The 16,001-nt window shown below is 64.6% G+C and carries 15 protein-coding genes and 1 pseudogene; 4 read left to right on the top strand and 12 right to left on the bottom strand.

Annotated features, from left to right (window positions below; all coding sequences use genetic code 11):
- Positions 1 to 61: 61 nt before the first annotated feature.
- Positions 62 to 1,771, bottom strand: a complete 1,710-nt coding sequence (locus tag AB5Y64_RS11385; RefSeq protein WP_103244506.1) for an NAD-dependent malic enzyme — start codon at positions 1,769 to 1,771, stop codon at positions 62 to 64.
- Between the two features lie 221 nt (positions 1,772 to 1,992).
- On the opposite strand from AB5Y64_RS11385, the gene mobA reads away from it, so the two are divergent.
- The 3 genes and pseudogenes from mobA to AB5Y64_RS11370 all read left to right on the top strand — a co-directional run bounded on the left by mobA (position 1,993) and on the right by AB5Y64_RS11370 (position 4,514).
- On the top strand, positions 1,993 to 2,607 hold the full coding sequence (mobA, locus tag AB5Y64_RS11380; RefSeq protein WP_368203818.1) for a molybdenum cofactor guanylyltransferase MobA: 615 nt from the start codon (positions 1,993 to 1,995) through the stop codon (positions 2,605 to 2,607).
- Positions 2,604 to 3,089: pseudogene (mobB, locus tag AB5Y64_RS11375) on the top strand (molybdopterin-guanine dinucleotide biosynthesis protein B); the annotation flags it as partial. The gene mobA and the pseudogene mobB, both read left to right, overlap by 4 nt.
- A 345-nt stretch (positions 3,090 to 3,434) precedes the next feature.
- Positions 3,435 to 4,514: an FUSC family protein gene (locus AB5Y64_RS11370; protein ID WP_045523960.1), complete on the top strand. Its 1,080-nt coding sequence runs from the start codon at positions 3,435 to 3,437 to the stop codon at positions 4,512 to 4,514.
- A 70-nt stretch (positions 4,515 to 4,584) separates the two neighbouring features.
- Here AB5Y64_RS11370 and AB5Y64_RS11365 read toward each other — a convergent pair whose 3' ends face one another.
- The 8 genes from AB5Y64_RS11365 to AB5Y64_RS11330 form a co-directional block, all read right to left on the bottom strand.
- Positions 4,585 to 5,958: an HD-GYP domain-containing protein gene (locus AB5Y64_RS11365; protein ID WP_210539122.1), complete on the bottom strand. Its 1,374-nt coding sequence runs from the start codon at positions 5,956 to 5,958 to the stop codon at positions 4,585 to 4,587.
- Positions 5,959 to 6,042: 84 nt separating this feature from the next.
- Positions 6,043 to 6,600, bottom strand: a complete 558-nt coding sequence (locus AB5Y64_RS11360) for a DUF3332 domain-containing protein (RefSeq protein WP_319884014.1) — start codon at positions 6,598 to 6,600, stop codon at positions 6,043 to 6,045.
- 144 nt (positions 6,601 to 6,744) lie between these two features.
- A complete protein-coding gene (locus AB5Y64_RS11355) occupies positions 6,745 to 8,040 on the bottom strand; it encodes a PAS domain-containing methyl-accepting chemotaxis protein (protein ID WP_200164695.1) in 1,296 nt (431 codons plus the stop codon).
- Positions 8,041 to 8,242: 202 nt separating this feature from the next.
- Positions 8,243 to 8,707: a GNAT family N-acetyltransferase gene (locus tag AB5Y64_RS11350; RefSeq protein WP_109422585.1), complete on the bottom strand. Its 465-nt coding sequence runs from the start codon at positions 8,705 to 8,707 to the stop codon at positions 8,243 to 8,245.
- Between the two features lie 60 nt (positions 8,708 to 8,767).
- Positions 8,768 to 9,223, bottom strand: coding sequence for a DoxX family protein (locus AB5Y64_RS11345; protein ID WP_109422586.1), 456 nt, complete (start codon positions 9,221 to 9,223; stop codon positions 8,768 to 8,770).
- Positions 9,220 to 9,972, bottom strand: coding sequence for a DNA-binding domain-containing protein (locus AB5Y64_RS11340; RefSeq protein ID WP_109422587.1), 753 nt, complete (start codon positions 9,970 to 9,972; stop codon positions 9,220 to 9,222). The genes AB5Y64_RS11345 and AB5Y64_RS11340 overlap by 4 nt, the downstream gene beginning before the upstream one ends.
- Positions 9,973 to 10,086: 114 nt before the next feature.
- Positions 10,087 to 10,929, bottom strand: coding sequence for a DUF692 domain-containing protein (locus AB5Y64_RS11335; RefSeq protein WP_171865701.1), 843 nt, complete (start codon positions 10,927 to 10,929; stop codon positions 10,087 to 10,089).
- A gap of 59 nt (positions 10,930 to 10,988) precedes the next feature.
- A complete protein-coding gene (locus AB5Y64_RS11330) occupies positions 10,989 to 11,252 on the bottom strand; it encodes a DUF2282 domain-containing protein (RefSeq protein WP_010673595.1) in 264 nt (87 codons plus the stop codon).
- 298 nt (positions 11,253 to 11,550) lie between these two features.
- On the opposite strand from AB5Y64_RS11330, the gene AB5Y64_RS11325 reads away from it, so the two are divergent.
- The gene (locus AB5Y64_RS11325; protein WP_279975352.1) at positions 11,551 to 13,575 is read left to right on the top strand and encodes a BCCT family transporter; all 2,025 of its coding nucleotides are present in this window, start codon (positions 11,551 to 11,553) and stop codon (positions 13,573 to 13,575) included.
- A 159-nt stretch (positions 13,576 to 13,734) separates the two neighbouring features.
- On the opposite strand, the gene AB5Y64_RS11320 is transcribed toward AB5Y64_RS11325, so the two are convergent.
- From AB5Y64_RS11320 to AB5Y64_RS11310, 3 genes are all read right to left on the bottom strand, one after another.
- Positions 13,735 to 14,115, bottom strand: coding sequence for a hypothetical protein (locus AB5Y64_RS11320; protein WP_049636634.1), 381 nt, complete (start codon positions 14,113 to 14,115; stop codon positions 13,735 to 13,737).
- 783 nt (positions 14,116 to 14,898) lie between these two features.
- Positions 14,899 to 15,117 (bottom strand): hypothetical protein, encoded by a 219-nt coding sequence (locus tag AB5Y64_RS11315; protein ID WP_233721005.1) that lies wholly within the window; start codon positions 15,115 to 15,117, stop codon positions 14,899 to 14,901.
- Between the two features lie 453 nt (positions 15,118 to 15,570).
- Positions 15,571 to 15,993, bottom strand: coding sequence for a DUF4440 domain-containing protein (locus AB5Y64_RS11310; protein ID WP_103244496.1), 423 nt, complete (start codon positions 15,991 to 15,993; stop codon positions 15,571 to 15,573).
- Between the last annotated feature and the right edge of the window lie 8 nt (positions 15,994 to 16,001).

The raw sequence follows: 16,001 nt of genomic DNA, 5'->3' as shown, positions 1-16,001 counted from the left end.
GTGGCAGACGCAAAAAAACGGGGTGGCTGGCGCCACCCCGTCGCGTTTTTTCGAAACCCCGTCAGACCCGGCGATAGGGCAGGTAGACCGGCTCCCACATATGGCTCAGGATGTGCTCTTGCAGATCCTGACCGATGAGCGGGTGGGAGGGGTCGCGGCGCACGATATCCTTGAGCACTGCGGTCGCCACGTGCACCGAGATGTTGCGCAGCTCGCTGATCCTCGGGTAGACGGTGCCCCGGGCGAGATCCGCCTCGCTCACGCACTCCGCCAGCGCAAAGGCGGCGGTGGTGAAGATGTCCGGGCTTATCTCGCGGATCTGGCTGACGATGGCCGCCAGCCCCACGCCGGGGAAGATGAAGACGTTGTTGCCCTGACCGATGCGATAATCCTGCCCCTCATGGTGCACGTCCTTGAACGGGCTGCCGGTGGCGACGATGGCGCGCCCCTGGCTCCAGCGGAAGATGTCTTCCGGCAGGGCCTCGCAGTTGGCGGTGGGGTTGGAGAGGGGGAACACCATGGGGCGATCGCAGTGGGTCAGCATCAGCTGGATGTGCTCCTCCTGGAAGGCGCCACCGGCGCCGCTGGTGCCGAGCAGCACTGTGATGGGCACGTGGCGCAGCACCTCGGTCAGCCCCGCCTTGCCCTGCAGATCCCACTGGGCCAGCAAGAGGCCCGGCTTGGCGTAGCGGCGCTTGTACTCATCCAGCCCCTCGCGGTTGTCACACACCAGCCCCTGGGTATCCAGGATGTAGATGCGATCCCGCGCCGCCTGCGGATCCAGCCCCTCGCGGATCATCCCCGCGCAGATCTGATCCGCCACCCCGACCCCGCCAGCCCCGGCCCCGTAGACCAGGTAGTGCTGCTGGCCCAGGGTTTCCCCCTTGGATTTGACAGCCCCAATGATACCCGCCAGCACCACGGCCCCGGTGCCCTGGATGTCGTCATTGAACGACGGCAGCGCCTGCTGGTAGCGGGCCAGGTTGTTGAAGGCGTTGGACTTGCTGAAGTCCTCCCACTGCAGCACGGCGTTGGGGAAGTGGCGCTTGACCCCGGCCACGAACTTGTCGATGAAGTCGTCGTACTCCTTGCCGCGAATGCGCCTGTGGGGCTGCCCCAGGTACATGGGGTCATCCAGCAGCGCCTGGTTGTCGGTGCCCACGTCCAGCGCGATGGGCAGGCAGCAGGCGGGGTGGATGCCCGCCCCCAGGGTATAGAGGGCGAGCTTGCCGATGGGAATGCCCATACCCCCCACCCCCTGATCGCCGATGCCGAGGATCCCCTGGCTGTCGGTCACGACGATGATGCGCACCGCCTTGGCATCCATGTGGCGGGCGAGAGAGCCCATGTCCTCGACGTTCTTCGGGGTGATGTAGAGGCCGCGCGGCTTCTGGAAGCGGTGGCTGAACTCCTGGCACGCCTTGCCCACGGTCGGGGTGTAGATGTAGGGAGTCATCTCCTCCACGTGGCGGGACAGGAGGGCGTAGAACAGGGTTTCGTTGCGATCCTGCAAGGCTCGCAGGTTCTGGTACTTCTCGATGTCGCTGCAGGCGCTCAGGAAGGCCTCATAAACCCGCTCCAGCTGGGCTTCGAAAGTCTGCACCTGGGGCGGCAAGAGGCCGCCCAGCTCAAAATCGGCCCGCTCCTGTTCGGTGAAGGCGGTGCCCTTGTTGAGGTTGCGATCGTTGAGCAGATTGGTGCCCGTCAGCGCAACGGGGCGAAAATCGTGACCCTGTGCATCTTTCCACAGCAGATATTGTCCGGTAGCCATAGTCATTCTCTTTGATTTACATGAAGTTGCCATCAGGCAGGAGAGCAAGGCTCAGAATGCTGGGGATCATATGACGTTTGCCGATCCGGTTTTGTGAGCTTGGACAAACCCTGCGGCCAAAGGCGCCTTTGCCGGGGCAGCCGAAGGTTGCTCACGCGCCCGCCTTGGCGCAAGATCCCGACACGCCCCTGTGGGCATCCCTTTGCGAGCAACGGAGCACCATGACCCTTTCCTCTTCCCCCGCTTTTCTCGTCAGCGGCGTCATCCTCGCGGGCGGTCGCGCCACCCGCATGGGGGGCGATGACAAGGGCTGGGTGCCCCTCGCGGGCACTCCCCTGATCGAACACGTGCTGACCCGCCTGCGCCCCCAGGTGGACGAGGTGCTGATCAACGCCAACCGCAGCCAGGCTCGCTACCGGCAGCTTGCCCCCGTCATCGGGGACGCGCAGGCCGACTTCCAAGGGCCGCTGGCCGGCATGCTGGCGGGGCTGACGGCGGCCCGTCACGACTGGGTGCTGTTCGTCCCCTGTGACGGCCCCGCCCTGCCCCTTGATCTGATGACCCGCTTTCGCGCCGCCATCACCCCGGACACCGATCTGGTGGTGGCCCACGACGGGGAGCACCTCCAGCCCGTGGTCGCCCTGCTGCGCCGCGCCCTGCGCCCCTCCCTGAGCCAGGCGCTGGCGGACGGGGAGCGCAAGACCGGGGCCTGGTTTGCCCGCCACCGGATGGCGGTGGTGCCCTTTGCCGATCTGCCCGACGCCTTCGTCAACCTCAACAGCCCGGCCGAACTCGCCGCCTGGGAGGCGAGGCTGCGGGAAGGGGGCGCGCCATGAGCCCCCTGCCCCTGCTCGGCTTCGTCGCCTGGAGCGGCACCGGCAAGACCACCCTGCTGGAGCGCCTCATCCCGCGCCTGGTGGCGCGCGGTCTGCGCCTCGGGGTGCTCAAGCACACCCACCACGCCTTTGACATGGACCAGCCCGGCAAGGACAGCCACCGCCTGCGCCAGGCGGGCGCCACCCAGGTGATGGCGGCCTCCGACCGGCGCCACGCCCTGATCCGGGAGACCCCGGAGGGGGAGCCCCCCTTCGAGGCGCTGCTGGCCCGCTTCGATACGAGCGCCCTGGATCTGCTGTTGGTCGAGGGGTTCAAGCACAGGCGCTTTCCCAAGGTGGAGCTGTATCGCGCCGCCATCGGCCGGCCCCTGCTCTTCCCCGATGATCCTGACATCGTCGCCCTCGTGAGCGACGCTCCCCAGGCCACGACCCTGCCCCGATTCCCCTTCGAGGATCTGGAGGCCATCGCCGACTTCATCTGCGCCCGGTTGCCCCCGCACGCCCCCCGTCAGGCCCCGCCGCCTCTTCGCCTCTGCGCCCGGCTGCTGGCGGCCCTGCCCCCATCGGCAGAGCAGGGCGTTGTGCCCGGCTTGCTCAGTCAGGACGAGGCGGGCACCCTGCTGGTGCGCCCGGTGGATGGGGGCCACGACGGTGCCAACTGCCGCATCGAACGGGCGCCGGGTAGCGCGGCCCTTCCCCCCGGCGAGCGGGTCATGGTGCGCCTGCCGACAGGTGCGCCCCCATGAACCGGAGAAACGACGCAGGTCAAGGCGAATGCCGTCCCCCTTGCTATCCTCACAACCCTGACCCGAGATAAGAGAACGCCCTTGCGCCTCAATGCCCCGCTCTCCCGCTTCGATCTGCTCATCTATGGCCGCTACCGCCTGGTCCACGGCCTGCGCATCGCCCTGGCCTTCACCCTCACCTTCCTGCTGACCCGGGAGCTCAAGCTGCCGGAGAGCACCTGGCCCCTCATCACCCTGGTGGTGGTGATGGGCCCCATCTCGTTCTGGGGCAACGTGCTGTCGCGCGCCCTGCAACGGGTGGTGGGCACCGTCTTTGGCGCCGCCTGCGGGGTGGTGGCCCTCTATCTGGAGCTCTACTCCCTGCCCCTGATGCTGGCCTGGTGCTGCGCCATCATGTTCCTGTGCGGCTACCTGGCGCTCGGCAAGCGCCCCTATGTGGGGCTGCTCATCGGCATCACCCTGGGGGTCATCGTCGGCGGGGTGCCCGGGGACATCGAGACCGCGCTCTGGCGCAGCGGCGACGTCATCCTGGGATCGGTGCTGGCACTGCTGTTTTGCAGCATCTACCCCCAGCGGGCCTATACCCACTGGCGTCTGCAGATGCACGACACCCTGCAGCAGGCCGGGCGGCTCTACCACACCCACCTCTCCCCCAACGTGCTGGAGCGCCCCAAGCTCACCCGAAGCCATGCCCGCCTGCTCGCCAAAATAGTCAGCCTGCGCCCCCTGCTGGCCCCGGCGGTCAAGGAGACCCGCCTTGGCAGCCCGCTGTTCGAGGCGACCCAGACCACCCTTCGCAACAGCGTCTGCACCCTGGAGATGCTGGCCAACACCTACTGGCGGGATCGCCAGAGCCACTTCCTGATGCAGAGCCACCCGGGGCTTCGCGCCTGCCAGCAGGCGACGGAGTCGGTGCTCACCGAACTCGCCCTCATGCTCAAGAGCGGTGATACCACGGCGGCCGACCAGGCCATCGGCCGCCTGCAAGAGGCCGCCGCCCGGCTCGATGGGGACGCAAGCCAGGCGCCAGGCCAGGGACACGACCCCACCCTTGGCGGCTACCTCTGGCTCAATCTCCATCTCATCGAGCAGCTCGCCCACCTCCATCGCCTGCTGGGGCTGGTGCTGCAACCCTATGCCAAGCCCTCGGCCCGCCCCTGATCGCGCCGCCTGCAACCGCCCACAAAAAAAGCCCCGCCGATGCGGGGCTTGTTTGTCTCGGGCTCGCGCCTTAGCTTGCACGAGCCAGGGGCTGCTCCGGAGTGAGGTAGAGGGAGAAGTCCTCTATCCCCGCCTTCAGGGCGGCAAAGCAGTCGGGGTCGATGGCCGTGCCCAGGTTTTCCGCCATCATCTCCAGGGCCCTCGGCACCGGGATGGCATCCCGATAGGGACGCTTGGCGGTGATGGCATCGAAGATGTCGGCGGTGGTGATGATGCGCGTCTCCAGGGTGATCGCCTCCCCCTTGAGCCCCTTGGGGTAGCCCTTGCCGTCGAGTCGCTCATGGTGGGCGCCAGCCACCTGGGCCAGCTCCTCGAAGGCGCCGATGCGGCTCAGGATCTCCTCGGTGTAGGCGGCATGCATCTGCACCGCCGCCCACTCCTGCTCGTCAAGCTTGCCCGGCTTGTCGAGGATGGCGTTGCTCACCCCGAGCTTGCCCACGTCGTGGAGCAGGGCACCCCGCTTGAGCCAGCGTCGCCGTGGCTCGGACAGCCCCATCTGGGCGGCGAGGATGTCGGTATAGAGCGCCACCCTGCCGCTGTGCCCGGCGGTATAGGGGCTCTTGGAGTCCACCACCTGGCCGAAGGCCGCAGCAATCTCATCCAGATAATCCTCATCCAGCGCCACCTCCCCCTGCCCCGCCGGGTGGGCGAAGACCCGCTCCGCCAACGCGGGATCCGCCAGCCCTTGCCAGAAGGCGTCATCGGCCAGCGCCTCGAAGGCCTTGACCAGGGCGGGATCAAACCAGTTGCCGCTGCGCTCGCGCAGCTCCCTCATCGCCGCGTCCGGCCCGGCGGCGGCGTGAAACACGTCCACCACCTGACAGAGCAGGGCGATGCGGGAGAAGAGCGGAATGGCCTCCCCCGCCAGTTGTTGCGGCCGCCCTTTGCCGCTCCAGTGCTCATCCAGGGAGAGGATCCCCTGGGCCACCTCGTCGCTGAAACGCAACTGGCGGGCGATGTCCGCCCCCCGGTGGCAGCGGGTCAGGATCAGCTCGTTGGCTATCTGATCCCCGTTGCGAAAGATGTGGAACAGGCTGCGGAAACGGCCCAGCAGATCCGCCTGCAAGCCGGTGTGGCCCAGCACGAAGTTGACCACCTCGGAGAGGGAGCCATCCACCAGCTTGAAGTCGCGCTTGAAGTGAAGATCGTCGGTGAGATAGAGCTCGCAGATGCGGGCGGCATTGCTGCTGCACCCCAGATCCTTGAGCAACAGGGTGTAGTAGAGGTCGTGGCGCTGCCGGGCATCCAGTCCCAGTTGCTCCCCCAGACGAGAGCCTATCCAGCAACAGCGGATGCAATGGCCTCTCGGCTGCCCTTCCGTCATGTCCAGGGCATGGCTGAGAGAACCAATCAGCTCTGCCAAACGCAACCCGTTTACCGTCATAGCCCACTCCCTCTACATCGGGGCGTACTTGCCCGCAGGCATGTATAGCATTTGTTGGGAGTAAAGGATCAGGGGCGCGACAAATTATACCTGCACCGCTCCCCGACTTGCCGCCGCATCGCGCTGCTCGCGGCTCAGGGTCGAGACCAGTCTGTCGTCCAGATAGAGATCCAGTCGCTCCCCGCGCATCTCTCCCCGCATCAGGCTGCGCTGACCATCGATGTAGTGGATCTCCATCTGGGCGGTGCGCTCGTCCGGGTAGCTCACCTGTACCTCGCGCACCCCTTGGGGCAGCAGGGCCAGCGGCACCTGGTTGAGGGCAGGATCCAGGTGCGGGTTCACCTTGATGATCGCATCGCTCTTCTGATCCACCAGGGCGGGCGCCTTGCCGGTAATGGGGTTCTTGCCGGACCAGAATTCGATGGTGTTGAACACGAAGAGATCCGCCGTGGCCGCCAAGCCATAGACGGGGGAAAGGAGCACGAAGACGCCGGCACGGCCGTAGCGATTGTCCACCACGCTGAGGTTGCCCTTGGTCACCATGGAAGAGAGGCCCATCTGGCCCATGCAACCACCGAGCCCCAGGCTCGCCCCCATTCCCAGCAGCAGGGCCAGTGCCCTGCCTCTCTGTCGTACTGCCATTGTTGTCTACCTGCTCAATAAAAAGGAGGCGGCAGCCTAAACAAGGGGGCCGGGCGGCACAATGACGAAGGGGGGCGTCATACAGCCAGGGTTCAGCCTGGCCGTCCGATCGCTCACTCTGTTGGCAATCTTGCGGTCAGCCCCTCAGATGGAGAGGGCGGACACCGTCTGGGAGACCCTGTCCGCCTCCTGGTGGATCTCGCTCATCAGCTTGTCCACCCCGGCGATCTGCTGCTTGCCGAGTTCGGCGCTGCCCGCCACCCCGGCCATGTCGTCGGTCACCCTGGCGGTCAGCTCGCGGTTCTTCTGCACCACCTTGGCGATCTCGTCGGTAGAGAGCGACGTGCGGGCGGCCAGCTGGCGCACCTCGTCCGCCACCACCGCAAACCCGCGCCCCTGCTCCCCCGCCCGCGCCGCCTCGATGGCAGCGTTCAGGGCCAGCAGATTGGTCTGATCGGCGATGGCGCTGATGGTCGAGACGATGGCCTCGATGCTTCTGGACTGCTCGTTGAGCTGGCCGATGAGGGCGATGGCCTCATCCACCTGGGAGGCGATGAGGGAAGAGGTCTGCACCACGGCGCGTAGCAAGCCCGCCCCCTCCTCTGCGCTGTGCAGGGTCTCCTGGGCGGTGCTGTGGGCCAGGCGGGCCGCCTCCCGGGTGGCGTGGTTCTGCTCGATGCGCGCGGTGATGTCGCTGGCGAACTTCACCACCCGCACCACCTTGCCGCTGCCATCCCGGATGGGATTGTAGGTCGCCTCCAGCCAGACGGCCTGCCCCCGGCTGTTGTGGCGCATGAAGAGGCCGGATTTGAACTGGCCCCGGGCCAGCTCCTCCCAGAAACGGGGCTGCTCGCGCAGGAAGGTTTCGTCACAGAAGATCCTGTGGTGCCTGCCCGCGATCTCCCCCAGGGTGTAACCCATGACGCTCAGGAAGTTGGCATTGGCATGAATGATGTCGCCGTTCGGGGTGAACTCGATCATGGCCCGGGAACGGTCCAGCGCCTCGGTCAGCGCCTCGAGTCGCTCCAGCCGCTGGTGCTGTTCGGTGACGTCGCTGGCCATCTTGAGTACCCGGGTCACCCGGCCCTGGTGCTTCACCGGGAAATAGGTCGCCTCCAGCCAGCGCGTCTCCCCCTGCCGGTTCACGCGCTCGAAGGTGCCAGACTGCACCTCCCCCTGGGCGAGGCGGCGCCAGAACTGGCGATAGTCACCGGACTCCCCCCAGGCCCTCGGACAGAGCTGGCTGTGGGGCTGCCCAATCAGTTCGGCGGCACCATATCCCATCAGGGCCAGGAAAGGGGGGCTCGCCTCCTGGATGATCCCCTCCGGGCTGAAGATGACGGTGGCGGCACCCGCCTTGATCGCCTCTATGATGCCCTGCTCCTCGTCGAGCCGGGTCTGGCATGCCTGCAACTGCGCTTTGAGCTTCTGATTGAACATGACACTTCTTCCTCGTTGACCATCCCCATGGGCACCACGGCCTCACCCACAGAGGGTATCGGCACCGCCAGCGCCGACATAAGTGGTCGGACGACTGAAACGAATGGGGCGCGCAGTGTATAGAAAAGCGGCGATGCCGCCAAGGGCTCCCAGTACGCAGCCCTTGTGAAAGAGGATCAGCCCGGTGCAGAAAAAGAGGAGGCTAACGGCCAGGTACGCACTCGAGACAGGCAGGATTGCCAGCAAAGCCGAACCGTTCGTAGATAGCGCGCCCATCACTGCTGGCATGGAGCCACAGCTTGCCCAGTTGCTGCTCGCGGGCATACGCCACCATGGCCACCAGCAGGGCGTTCGCCATTCCCCGTCTGCGCCAGGCCGGCCGGGTGTAGATGTTGAGCAGGTACCCTTCCCGCCCCGCCAGATTGCCCGGGTAGGGCGGGCGCACGAAGAGTGCCAGGGTGGCGCACGCCACCACCTCGCCCTCCTCCTCCACCACCCAGCTACGGGCGCGACCCTCTTCCTGCGCCTGAATGAAGTAGGCCTGCGTCGCCTCCCTGAGGACCGGATCCTCATCGGGCCGGGCAAGTTCCCCCACCTCGCAAAAGAGCGCCATGCGCAGTGTCGTCAGGGCAGGAATATCGGCCGCCAGGGCCTCGCGAACCTTCATCTCTTCTCCTTTGCATTCCTTTCCCACCCCTCAGTCAGGCAGGGCTCGTGTGCGGCCACCTTACGCCGGAGGCGAGCGACGGGCAAGGCGCCAGCTGTCGAGCCCCAGGGGGCCCGCCCCCCACACGGCCAGGGTCAGCAGCATCCAGCCCCACAACTGGTGATCGTGAAAGCCTCCCGCCCAGAGGGCCGGGTAGGAGATGACCGCCATGGCGTTGAAGCCAAAGAGCAGCAAGGCGACCGGACGGGTGAAGAGGCCCGCCAGCAGGAAGAGGGGCAGCAACAGCTCGGTCGCCGTGCCCGCATAGGCCGCCCACTGCCAGGGCAGCAGGGGCACCTGATATTCGAACTCGAACAGATAGAGGGTGCTGTCCCAGGCCGTTAACTTGAGCCAGCCGGATCGCAGAAAAATGGTGGCGACCCAGAGCCTGGCAAGCAGCAACAGGCCACCGCTGCACCAGGGCAAGATGCGTTCAACAAGGGGGCCAAGGTGCCTGGCAAGGGTTTGCGTTGTCATGGGGCAAGCTCCAGATCGACCAGCAGGTCGAGGGTGATGAGGGGGGCCAGGTGTTCGGCCATGGCGGGATCCTGAGCCAGCAGGCTGGCCAGCGGCCTGCCCTGCAGGCAGCCTTGCAGCAGACGCCAGGCGGCGGCATCCAGGGGAATGGGGTCGACCCGGTGTCCGGGGCGTTTCTTGAGTGCCAGGGAGCAGACAGCATCCAGCTCCCTGACCGTCTCACCGCCGTGCAGGGCCATCTGCCAGAGCGCCAGCACCGGATGGGGGCTCTCCAGGAGTTGCAGATCGCAGGCAGGATGCAGCACTAGCCGCTCACAGTGCTCAGGGGTCATGGCGGCAAGCCGCTCGGCGGGCCAGTGCCGCGTCTCTGGTGCAAGCAGCGAGACCCGCTCCAGCCCCCACTCGAAGCGGGCCAGATCCCCGAGCCAGGGCAACGCGGCCGTGGTGGGCAAGCGTGCCAGCCAGTCGCCAAAGCCCTCCCCATAGTCCATGACGCTCCCCTCCTCCAGAGGTGCCGCCAGCACGAACCCTCGTGCCGCCGCCTCAAAGAAAGTCTCGCCAACCATGGCGCGTACCGCGGGGTAGCTGCTGGCGAGCACCTCGGTGAGGCCGAGGATGAAGTTGTTGCGATAGATCTGCAACAGGGCGTCGGGGGCAAAGCGTCCCGGCTGGATGTGCCCGAGGATGGCATCATCCTGGCCGAGCAGACCGCTCGCAAAAGCGCGTTGCAGGGAAACAAGCTCAGACATAAGTGGCCTCCCCGAGCAGACCGCTCGCAAAAGTACCTTGCGGGGAAACAAGCTCAGACATAAGTGGCCTCCCCGAGCAGACCGCTCGCAAAAGTACCTTGCGGGGAAACAAGCTCAGACATGGGCGGCCTCCCTGGATGTTTGCTGTGCCGCGCTCAGGATCTCGCTGGCACGCTGCGCCTCTCCCAGCAGTACCGGCAGCGGGGGGATCGCCAGATCCCATTCAATCAGGGTGGGGATGGCGCGCTGCTGGCAGACCTGCTCGTAGAGCACCCAGACGGGCTCGGCCACGGGGGTGCTGTGGGTGTCGATATAGAGGGGCCCCTGGGGCAGGTGCTTCTCGGTAAAACCGGCCAGGTGAATTTCGCCGACCATGTCGAGGTCGATAGTCGCCAGATAGTCGTCCACCTCCAGGCCGTGATTGACCGCGCTCACATGGAGGTTGTTGAGATCGAGCAGGACGCCGCAACCGCTGCGCCCAGCCAGCTCGGCCAGAAACTCGGCCTCCCCCATCTCCCCCGCCAGTTGCAGGTAGGAGGAGGGATTCTCGACCAGCAGTTGTCTGCCCAGTGTCTGCTGCACCCGATCTATCTTGTCGCTCATGTGCAAAAGAGCGGCCCGGGTGTAGGGCATGGGCAACAGATCGTTGAAATAGCGCCCGCCGATGCTGCCCCAGCTCAGGTGCTCCGACACCCGTACCGGCGAGATGGCCGCCACCAGGGCTGCCAGCCGGCGCAGGTGCCCGGCATCGAGCGGATCGGCGGAGCCCAGCGACATGCCGACTCCGTGAAGGCTCACGGGGTAGTGCCTCGCAAGCTCCGCCAGCACCTCGAAGCCCTGGTTGTGGCGCTCGAAGTAGTTTTCGCTGTGTACCTCAAGCCAGCCCACTCCGGGCAGGGTGTGGCGGATCTCGTCGTAGTGCGGGGTGCGTAAACCGATACCGATCAAGGGGTTCATGGCTGGGCTCTCAATAGATAGGGCCATGATGTGGCGGGCGCCACACCATGGCATGCGGCTTACTTGGGTTGCAGGGACCCGCCAGCGAGCTTCTCGCACAGCCCCTTGGGCACCACCACGAAGGCATCCCCCTGGGCATCCATCTTGGCGGTGCCGGCGCAGGATCCGCCCTTGGTGGCGCAATCGTTCTTGCCCGCCTTGACCACGCCGTAGCACTTCTCCTTGTCATCCGCAGCCATGGCCGGCGCGGCGATGAACTGGGCACCCAGGGCCAGCAGACCCGTCATGGCAGAGGCGATGGCAGTACTTTTTTTCACGTTCATGTCTCTATTCCTTGTTGTCGAGAGTGATGTCTCCGGCGCATCTCATCCGGCTACGTTCAATAGAACCGGACGAGGGGGGAAAAGATTTCCCAAAAAACGGCACCAACTCGCTATTAACAAACAAGAAAGCGGTAACCATCTGATTTAAAGGCATAAAATACGATGAAAAAAACAGGACGACGAGTGCCTCCCCCATGGTGCTCATGGCCGTTGACCCCGTCACTCGCCGTCCACCCCTTGTCTGCTTTGCACCCGAGGGGCCTATAGTGTCTTGAGTCCTTCCACCCAAAGGTGTCCCATGAATGCTCCCCGTCCCCCCAGATGCACCCTGTCGCTGCCCATCTTCATCCCGGGTCTGCTCTTCATCCTGGCGCTGCTGGCCATCTGCTCCCTGGCCCCGGAGGCCGCCGCCCGCTTCTTCGGCAGCGGCCAGAGCTGGATAGCCCAGCACTTCAGCTGGTTCTATGTGCTGGTGGTCGGCATGTTCCTGATCCTGCTGCTGGTGATCGCCTTCAGCCACTTTGGCAACATTCGCCTTGGGCCGGACGATGCCCGCCCGGAGTTCAGCTTCACCTCCTGGCTCGCCATGCTGTTTGCCGCCGGCATGGGGATAGGGCTCATGTATTTCGGGGTGGGCGAGCCCATGAGTCACTTCGTCTCCCCGCCCCAGGCGACGCCCCTGACCCAGGTGGCCGCCCGCGAGGCCATGGTCACCACCTTCTTCCACTGGGGCTTTCACGCCTGGGCCGTCTACGCCATCGTCGGCCTGGTGCTGGCCTACTTCGGCTTTCGCTACAACCTGCCCCTGACCATCCGCTCCGGCCTCTATCCCATCTTCAAGGAGAAGATCCACGGGCCGCTCGGCCACGCGGTGGACGTCTTCGCCCTGGTGGGCACCATCTTCGGCATCGCCACCACCCTGGGCTATGGCGTGATGCAGCTCTCGGCGGGGATCACCCGCCTCACCGGCATGGACACCTCGGGGGAGCTGTTTCGCTTCGGCCTCATCGGGGTCGTCATTGCCCTCGCCGGCATCTCGGCTGTCACCGGTCTCGACAAGGGGGTGAAGCGCCTCTCCGAGCTCAACCTCTTTCTCGCCATCGTGCTCCTGCTGTTCGTGCTGGTAGCCGGCCCCACCCAGTACCTGCTGGGAGCCCTCTCGGAGAACATTGGCAACTATGTCTCCTCTTTGAGCCAGCTCACCTTCCGCACCTTCACCTACAGCGAGACCCGCCAGGCGGGCTGGTTCGGCAACTGGACCCTGCTCTACTGGGCCTGGTGGATCTCCTGGTCCCCCTTCGTCGGTCTCTTCATCGCCCGCATCTCCCGCGGACGCACCCTGCGCGAATTCATCCTCGGCGTCCTGTTCGTGCCCACCGCCTTCAACCTGCTCTGGATGACGGTGTTCGGCAACGCCGCCATCTGGGCCAGCCAGCATGAGGGGGGCACAAGCCTCATCGACTCGGTCGGCAACATCGACACCCTGCTGTTCAACTTCTTTGACCTCTTACCGGGAACGGACATCACCTCGGCGCTCGCGGTGATCCTCATCAGCGTCTTCTTCGTCACCTCCGCCGACTCGGGCGCCTTCGTCATCGACAACATCGCTACCCAGGGCAAGGAGGGCTCACCGATCTGGCAGCGCCTGTTCTGGGCTCTGCTGCTCGGGGTCACCGCGGGTACCCTGATGAGCACAGGGGGGCTGGCGGCACTCCAGTCCATGACCCTCATCGCCGCCCTGCCGTTTGCCTTCATCATGGTGCTACTTTGCCTCGGACTCTGCCGCGGCCTTGTCGCAGACAAGGAGCACTCGGCCAGGCGCCTCTCCCCCGCCACTGACTTCTGGAACGGCAAGCAGTGGCGCACCCGGATGGATCACCTGCTGCGCCCCTCCACCGAGCAGGAGGCCCGCGCCTTTTTGGACAAGGTCGCCCTGCCCGCCCTGACGGCCCTGAGTCAGGAGTTCGCTGCCCGGGGCATCACCAGCCGGGTCGAAGAGGATGGGCCAGATCAGTGCCATCTGCTGGTGCCCCAGCAAGGCCGCCGGGACTTCTGCTACGGGGTGCGCATCGAGGCCCGCCCCGCACCCGCCTTCAACCCCCTGGAGGCGGCCCACAACCACGATCCCGAGGCCCGCATCTTCGAGCCCATCACCTATTTTGCCGATGGCCGCGCCGGTTACGACATCCAGTACCTGACCCGGGACGAGCTGAGTGCCGACGTCTTGCGCCAGTACGAGCGCTATCTGGTGCTGAGCCAGGACGAGGGGCAGGATCTGCTAAGCAGCGCCCCCGAACATACCCAGCCAACCCAGGGAGAGTGATGACCAGGCAGGGATCAAGTCAGCTCCCCGCCCACAGCTTATGGCCGGGCACACTGGCGGCGAGAGCTGCCCCCACCACCCATCACAACAGAGAAAGGGGCCCCAGGGCCCCTTTCTCGTCACTGCCTCAACCAGCGTTGGTGTCAGAGCCTCACCGGCTCAGGCGGTTTTCACGCACTTCTGGATAAAGCTGTTCTTGGCCGCCCCGGCGAGCTTCTTGTCCGCCGCCGCCTTCTCGCACTGGGTCGCCTTGTCAGCGGCCCCGTCCGTCTTCAGGCACTTTTGCACGAAGCTGTTCTTGGCCGCGCCAGCCAGCTTCTTGTCGGCGGCCGCTTTCTCACACTGGCTTGCCTTGGCACTGGCGGAGGCATCCTTGACGCACTTGCCCACAAAGCTGGTCTTGGCGGCGCCCGCCAGCTTCTTCACCGCCGCCTGGGCCTCGCACTCTTGCTGCGCGCCAGAGGTCGCGCTCTGGGCTACCCCCATTCCCATGCCCATGACCGTCACACATAGACTCAATACCATCAGGATCCGCTTCATATGTCACACTCCCATCGTTCTATCCATTGTGATTGGCCCCCACTCACGCGGGCCAAACGAGGCACCCTCGCCTCGCTGCACTATAGTCCCCCCTCCCCGTGACAACAAAATACCCCTTCCTCTTCGACAACCCCCTTCCAGCCCCTCCCTCCGGCCACCCGGCGCCTTCACTTCAATTGTTGAGCTGGCGCAAAAATCCAGCGCTTCCTTGCGGTTGCGTCAACTTTTGACTGGTTTGCGTATGAGGCTTGAGGATATGCTGGCCATTCGGCGCCTACAGCACCATCCGGGCCCCGCCCGCTGGTCGATGGAGCATATTGGAAGCTGTAATCCAGGGGCGGTAGCGTGGGATAGACGATAGACAGATATCTTAACAGGCAAATTAAATTGTCGCGAATAAATAGCTGTCAAATAAAAGTCACCTTCTTGGCAATTTTTTATACCTTACTTCGTTCAGCGCTGATCTACTAGGGAAAGTGCGAACAAGTATCCCACGAACAAAAAATGAAAATTTTAGTCATTTAATATCAATGGGTTACCAGTAAATGCTCTCGTGCCATATGACTTATTCGCACCTTCCTTAGATGTTGTATCGACATAATAAATTCTCGCCCTCACACTTCGGAAAACAAGAAATATGAAATCTGGGACACCCACCTTTTTGACGGATGGCAGGTCCATGTTTCAGGGCCAAAAAAAAGGTGGGTGTCCCAATTTGGAAGTCCAAAAACCATCCCGCCCGGGATGGTTTTTTATTGGATGGCTTGAAAGACAGGGATCTTCTTACCACCGTCCCTGGGGTGGCTGCTGGTTGCGCGACTCCACCATGGCAATGAGGATGGCCATCAGGCTCGATATCAGCATCAGCACCATAGCGATGGGCAATGAGAACAGGGCGTAATAAGTGCGCCCGATTTCTGCCAGGACGGTGTCTGCGGACACCATAAACGGCAGCGGCAACAGTAATATCAGGGCGAAGTAAAAGATGATCCTGGCGATCATCAGGGGGTTTTGAGGGACTGGGTCACTATTTTTCGGTACGGCCACATGATGGTCTGCTCCCTGCACTGTGGTGTTGTTGTCGATAAGCCGCGCCGTCGAGGCATCTGCGGCTCTGCTCGTCCATGAAGGGTGTCACCCTGATTAGCAGCCACGGCAGACCGGGTCAACGGGCCACGGGGGGCTGGAAATGACCCGCCTACAGGGTTGTGCTGCCAGGGGCGAACATAACAACGAAAGTGCAAACCAGATTCGTAAAAACGTCGCAGCAATCACTGTCAGCGCACTTTCTGACAGCAGGTTGTGAGGCACAGCCAAAACGGGGAGTTGCGCCTTGGGCAGCGCTGTGATGCCCCCTCCCAGGCAGAGCGGCGCCCTGCGTGCGGCTCGGGTTCTCCGGCCTGCATGGCTTGGCTCTTGCTACTCAATCTGGCTAGCCGAGCCAGTGTGACTGCGCTAGTCAGTTGCAGGCCGATCGCCAGGCTGCTGCGCTCCCAGCAGCGTGGTGCCGTAGGAGTTGTCCACCGTGCAGCGCCACTGCCCGCCGGGCTCTTTGCGAAACACATAGGTGGCGCGCCGGGTTTCATCGATCCACCCCTCTCCGCCCGGGTAGCGCAGCCGGGTCTCCATGATCACCAGGGCGTTGTCGGCCCCCTCGATCACCTCCATGGCCCCCTGGGTCACCTCAAGCTGGCCGTCAAAGTAATCGGAGATGGCAGTGAAGGCGCGGCGGATGGCGGGAATGCCGCGCACCACCATGCCGGGTTTGATCACCAGGGCGGCGTCTTCGGCGTAGAAGGCCATCAGGGCCTCGAAGTCGCGCCGGGAGATGGCGGCGTCACAGGTCTCGATCAGGGTGCGAAGGGGATGCGGGCTCATGCCGTGCT

It is taken from the genome of Aeromonas sp. R5-1, assembly GCF_040908265.1.
GTDB classification, from domain to species: domain Bacteria; phylum Pseudomonadota; class Gammaproteobacteria; order Enterobacterales; family Aeromonadaceae; genus Aeromonas; species Aeromonas caviae.
This window is presented reverse-complemented; position numbering and strand designations above follow the sequence as displayed.

Bases quoted from the DNA above. Each gene is read 5' to 3' on its own strand.
- AB5Y64_RS11350 (WP_109422585.1), bottom strand. From the start codon at position 8,707: ATGAAGGTTCGCGAGGCCCTGGCGGCCGATATTCCTGCCCTGACGACA.
- AB5Y64_RS11385 (WP_103244506.1), bottom strand. From the start codon at position 1,771: ATGGCTACCGGACAATATCTGCTGTGGAAAGATGCACAGGGTCACGAT.
- AB5Y64_RS11325 (WP_279975352.1), top strand. From the start codon at position 11,551: ATGAATGCTCCCCGTCCCCCCAGATGCACCCTGTCGCTGCCCATCTTC.
- AB5Y64_RS11335 (WP_171865701.1), bottom strand. From the start codon at position 10,929: ATGAACCCCTTGATCGGTATCGGTTTACGCACCCCGCACTACGACGAG.
- AB5Y64_RS11320 (WP_049636634.1), bottom strand. From the start codon at position 14,115: ATGAAGCGGATCCTGATGGTATTGAGTCTATGTGTGACGGTCATGGGC.
- AB5Y64_RS11355 (WP_200164695.1), bottom strand. From the start codon at position 8,040: ATGTTCAATCAGAAGCTCAAAGCGCAGTTGCAGGCATGCCAGACCCGG.
- AB5Y64_RS11330 (WP_010673595.1), bottom strand. From the start codon at position 11,252: ATGAACGTGAAAAAAAGTACTGCCATCGCCTCTGCCATGACGGGTCTG.
- AB5Y64_RS11315 (WP_233721005.1), bottom strand. From the start codon at position 15,117: ATGATCGCCAGGATCATCTTTTACTTCGCCCTGATATTACTGTTGCCG.
- AB5Y64_RS11360 (WP_319884014.1), bottom strand. From the start codon at position 6,600: ATGGCAGTACGACAGAGAGGCAGGGCACTGGCCCTGCTGCTGGGAATG.
- AB5Y64_RS11310 (WP_103244496.1), bottom strand. From the start codon at position 15,993: ATGAGCCCGCATCCCCTTCGCACCCTGATCGAGACCTGTGACGCCGCC.
- mobA (WP_368203818.1), top strand. From the start codon at position 1,993: ATGACCCTTTCCTCTTCCCCCGCTTTTCTCGTCAGCGGCGTCATCCTC.
- AB5Y64_RS11365 (WP_210539122.1), bottom strand. From the start codon at position 5,958: ATGACGGTAAACGGGTTGCGTTTGGCAGAGCTGATTGGTTCTCTCAGC.
- AB5Y64_RS11340 (WP_109422587.1), bottom strand. From the start codon at position 9,972: ATGTCTGAGCTTGTTTCCCTGCAACGCGCTTTTGCGAGCGGTCTGCTC.
- AB5Y64_RS11345 (WP_109422586.1), bottom strand. From the start codon at position 9,223: ATGACAACGCAAACCCTTGCCAGGCACCTTGGCCCCCTTGTTGAACGC.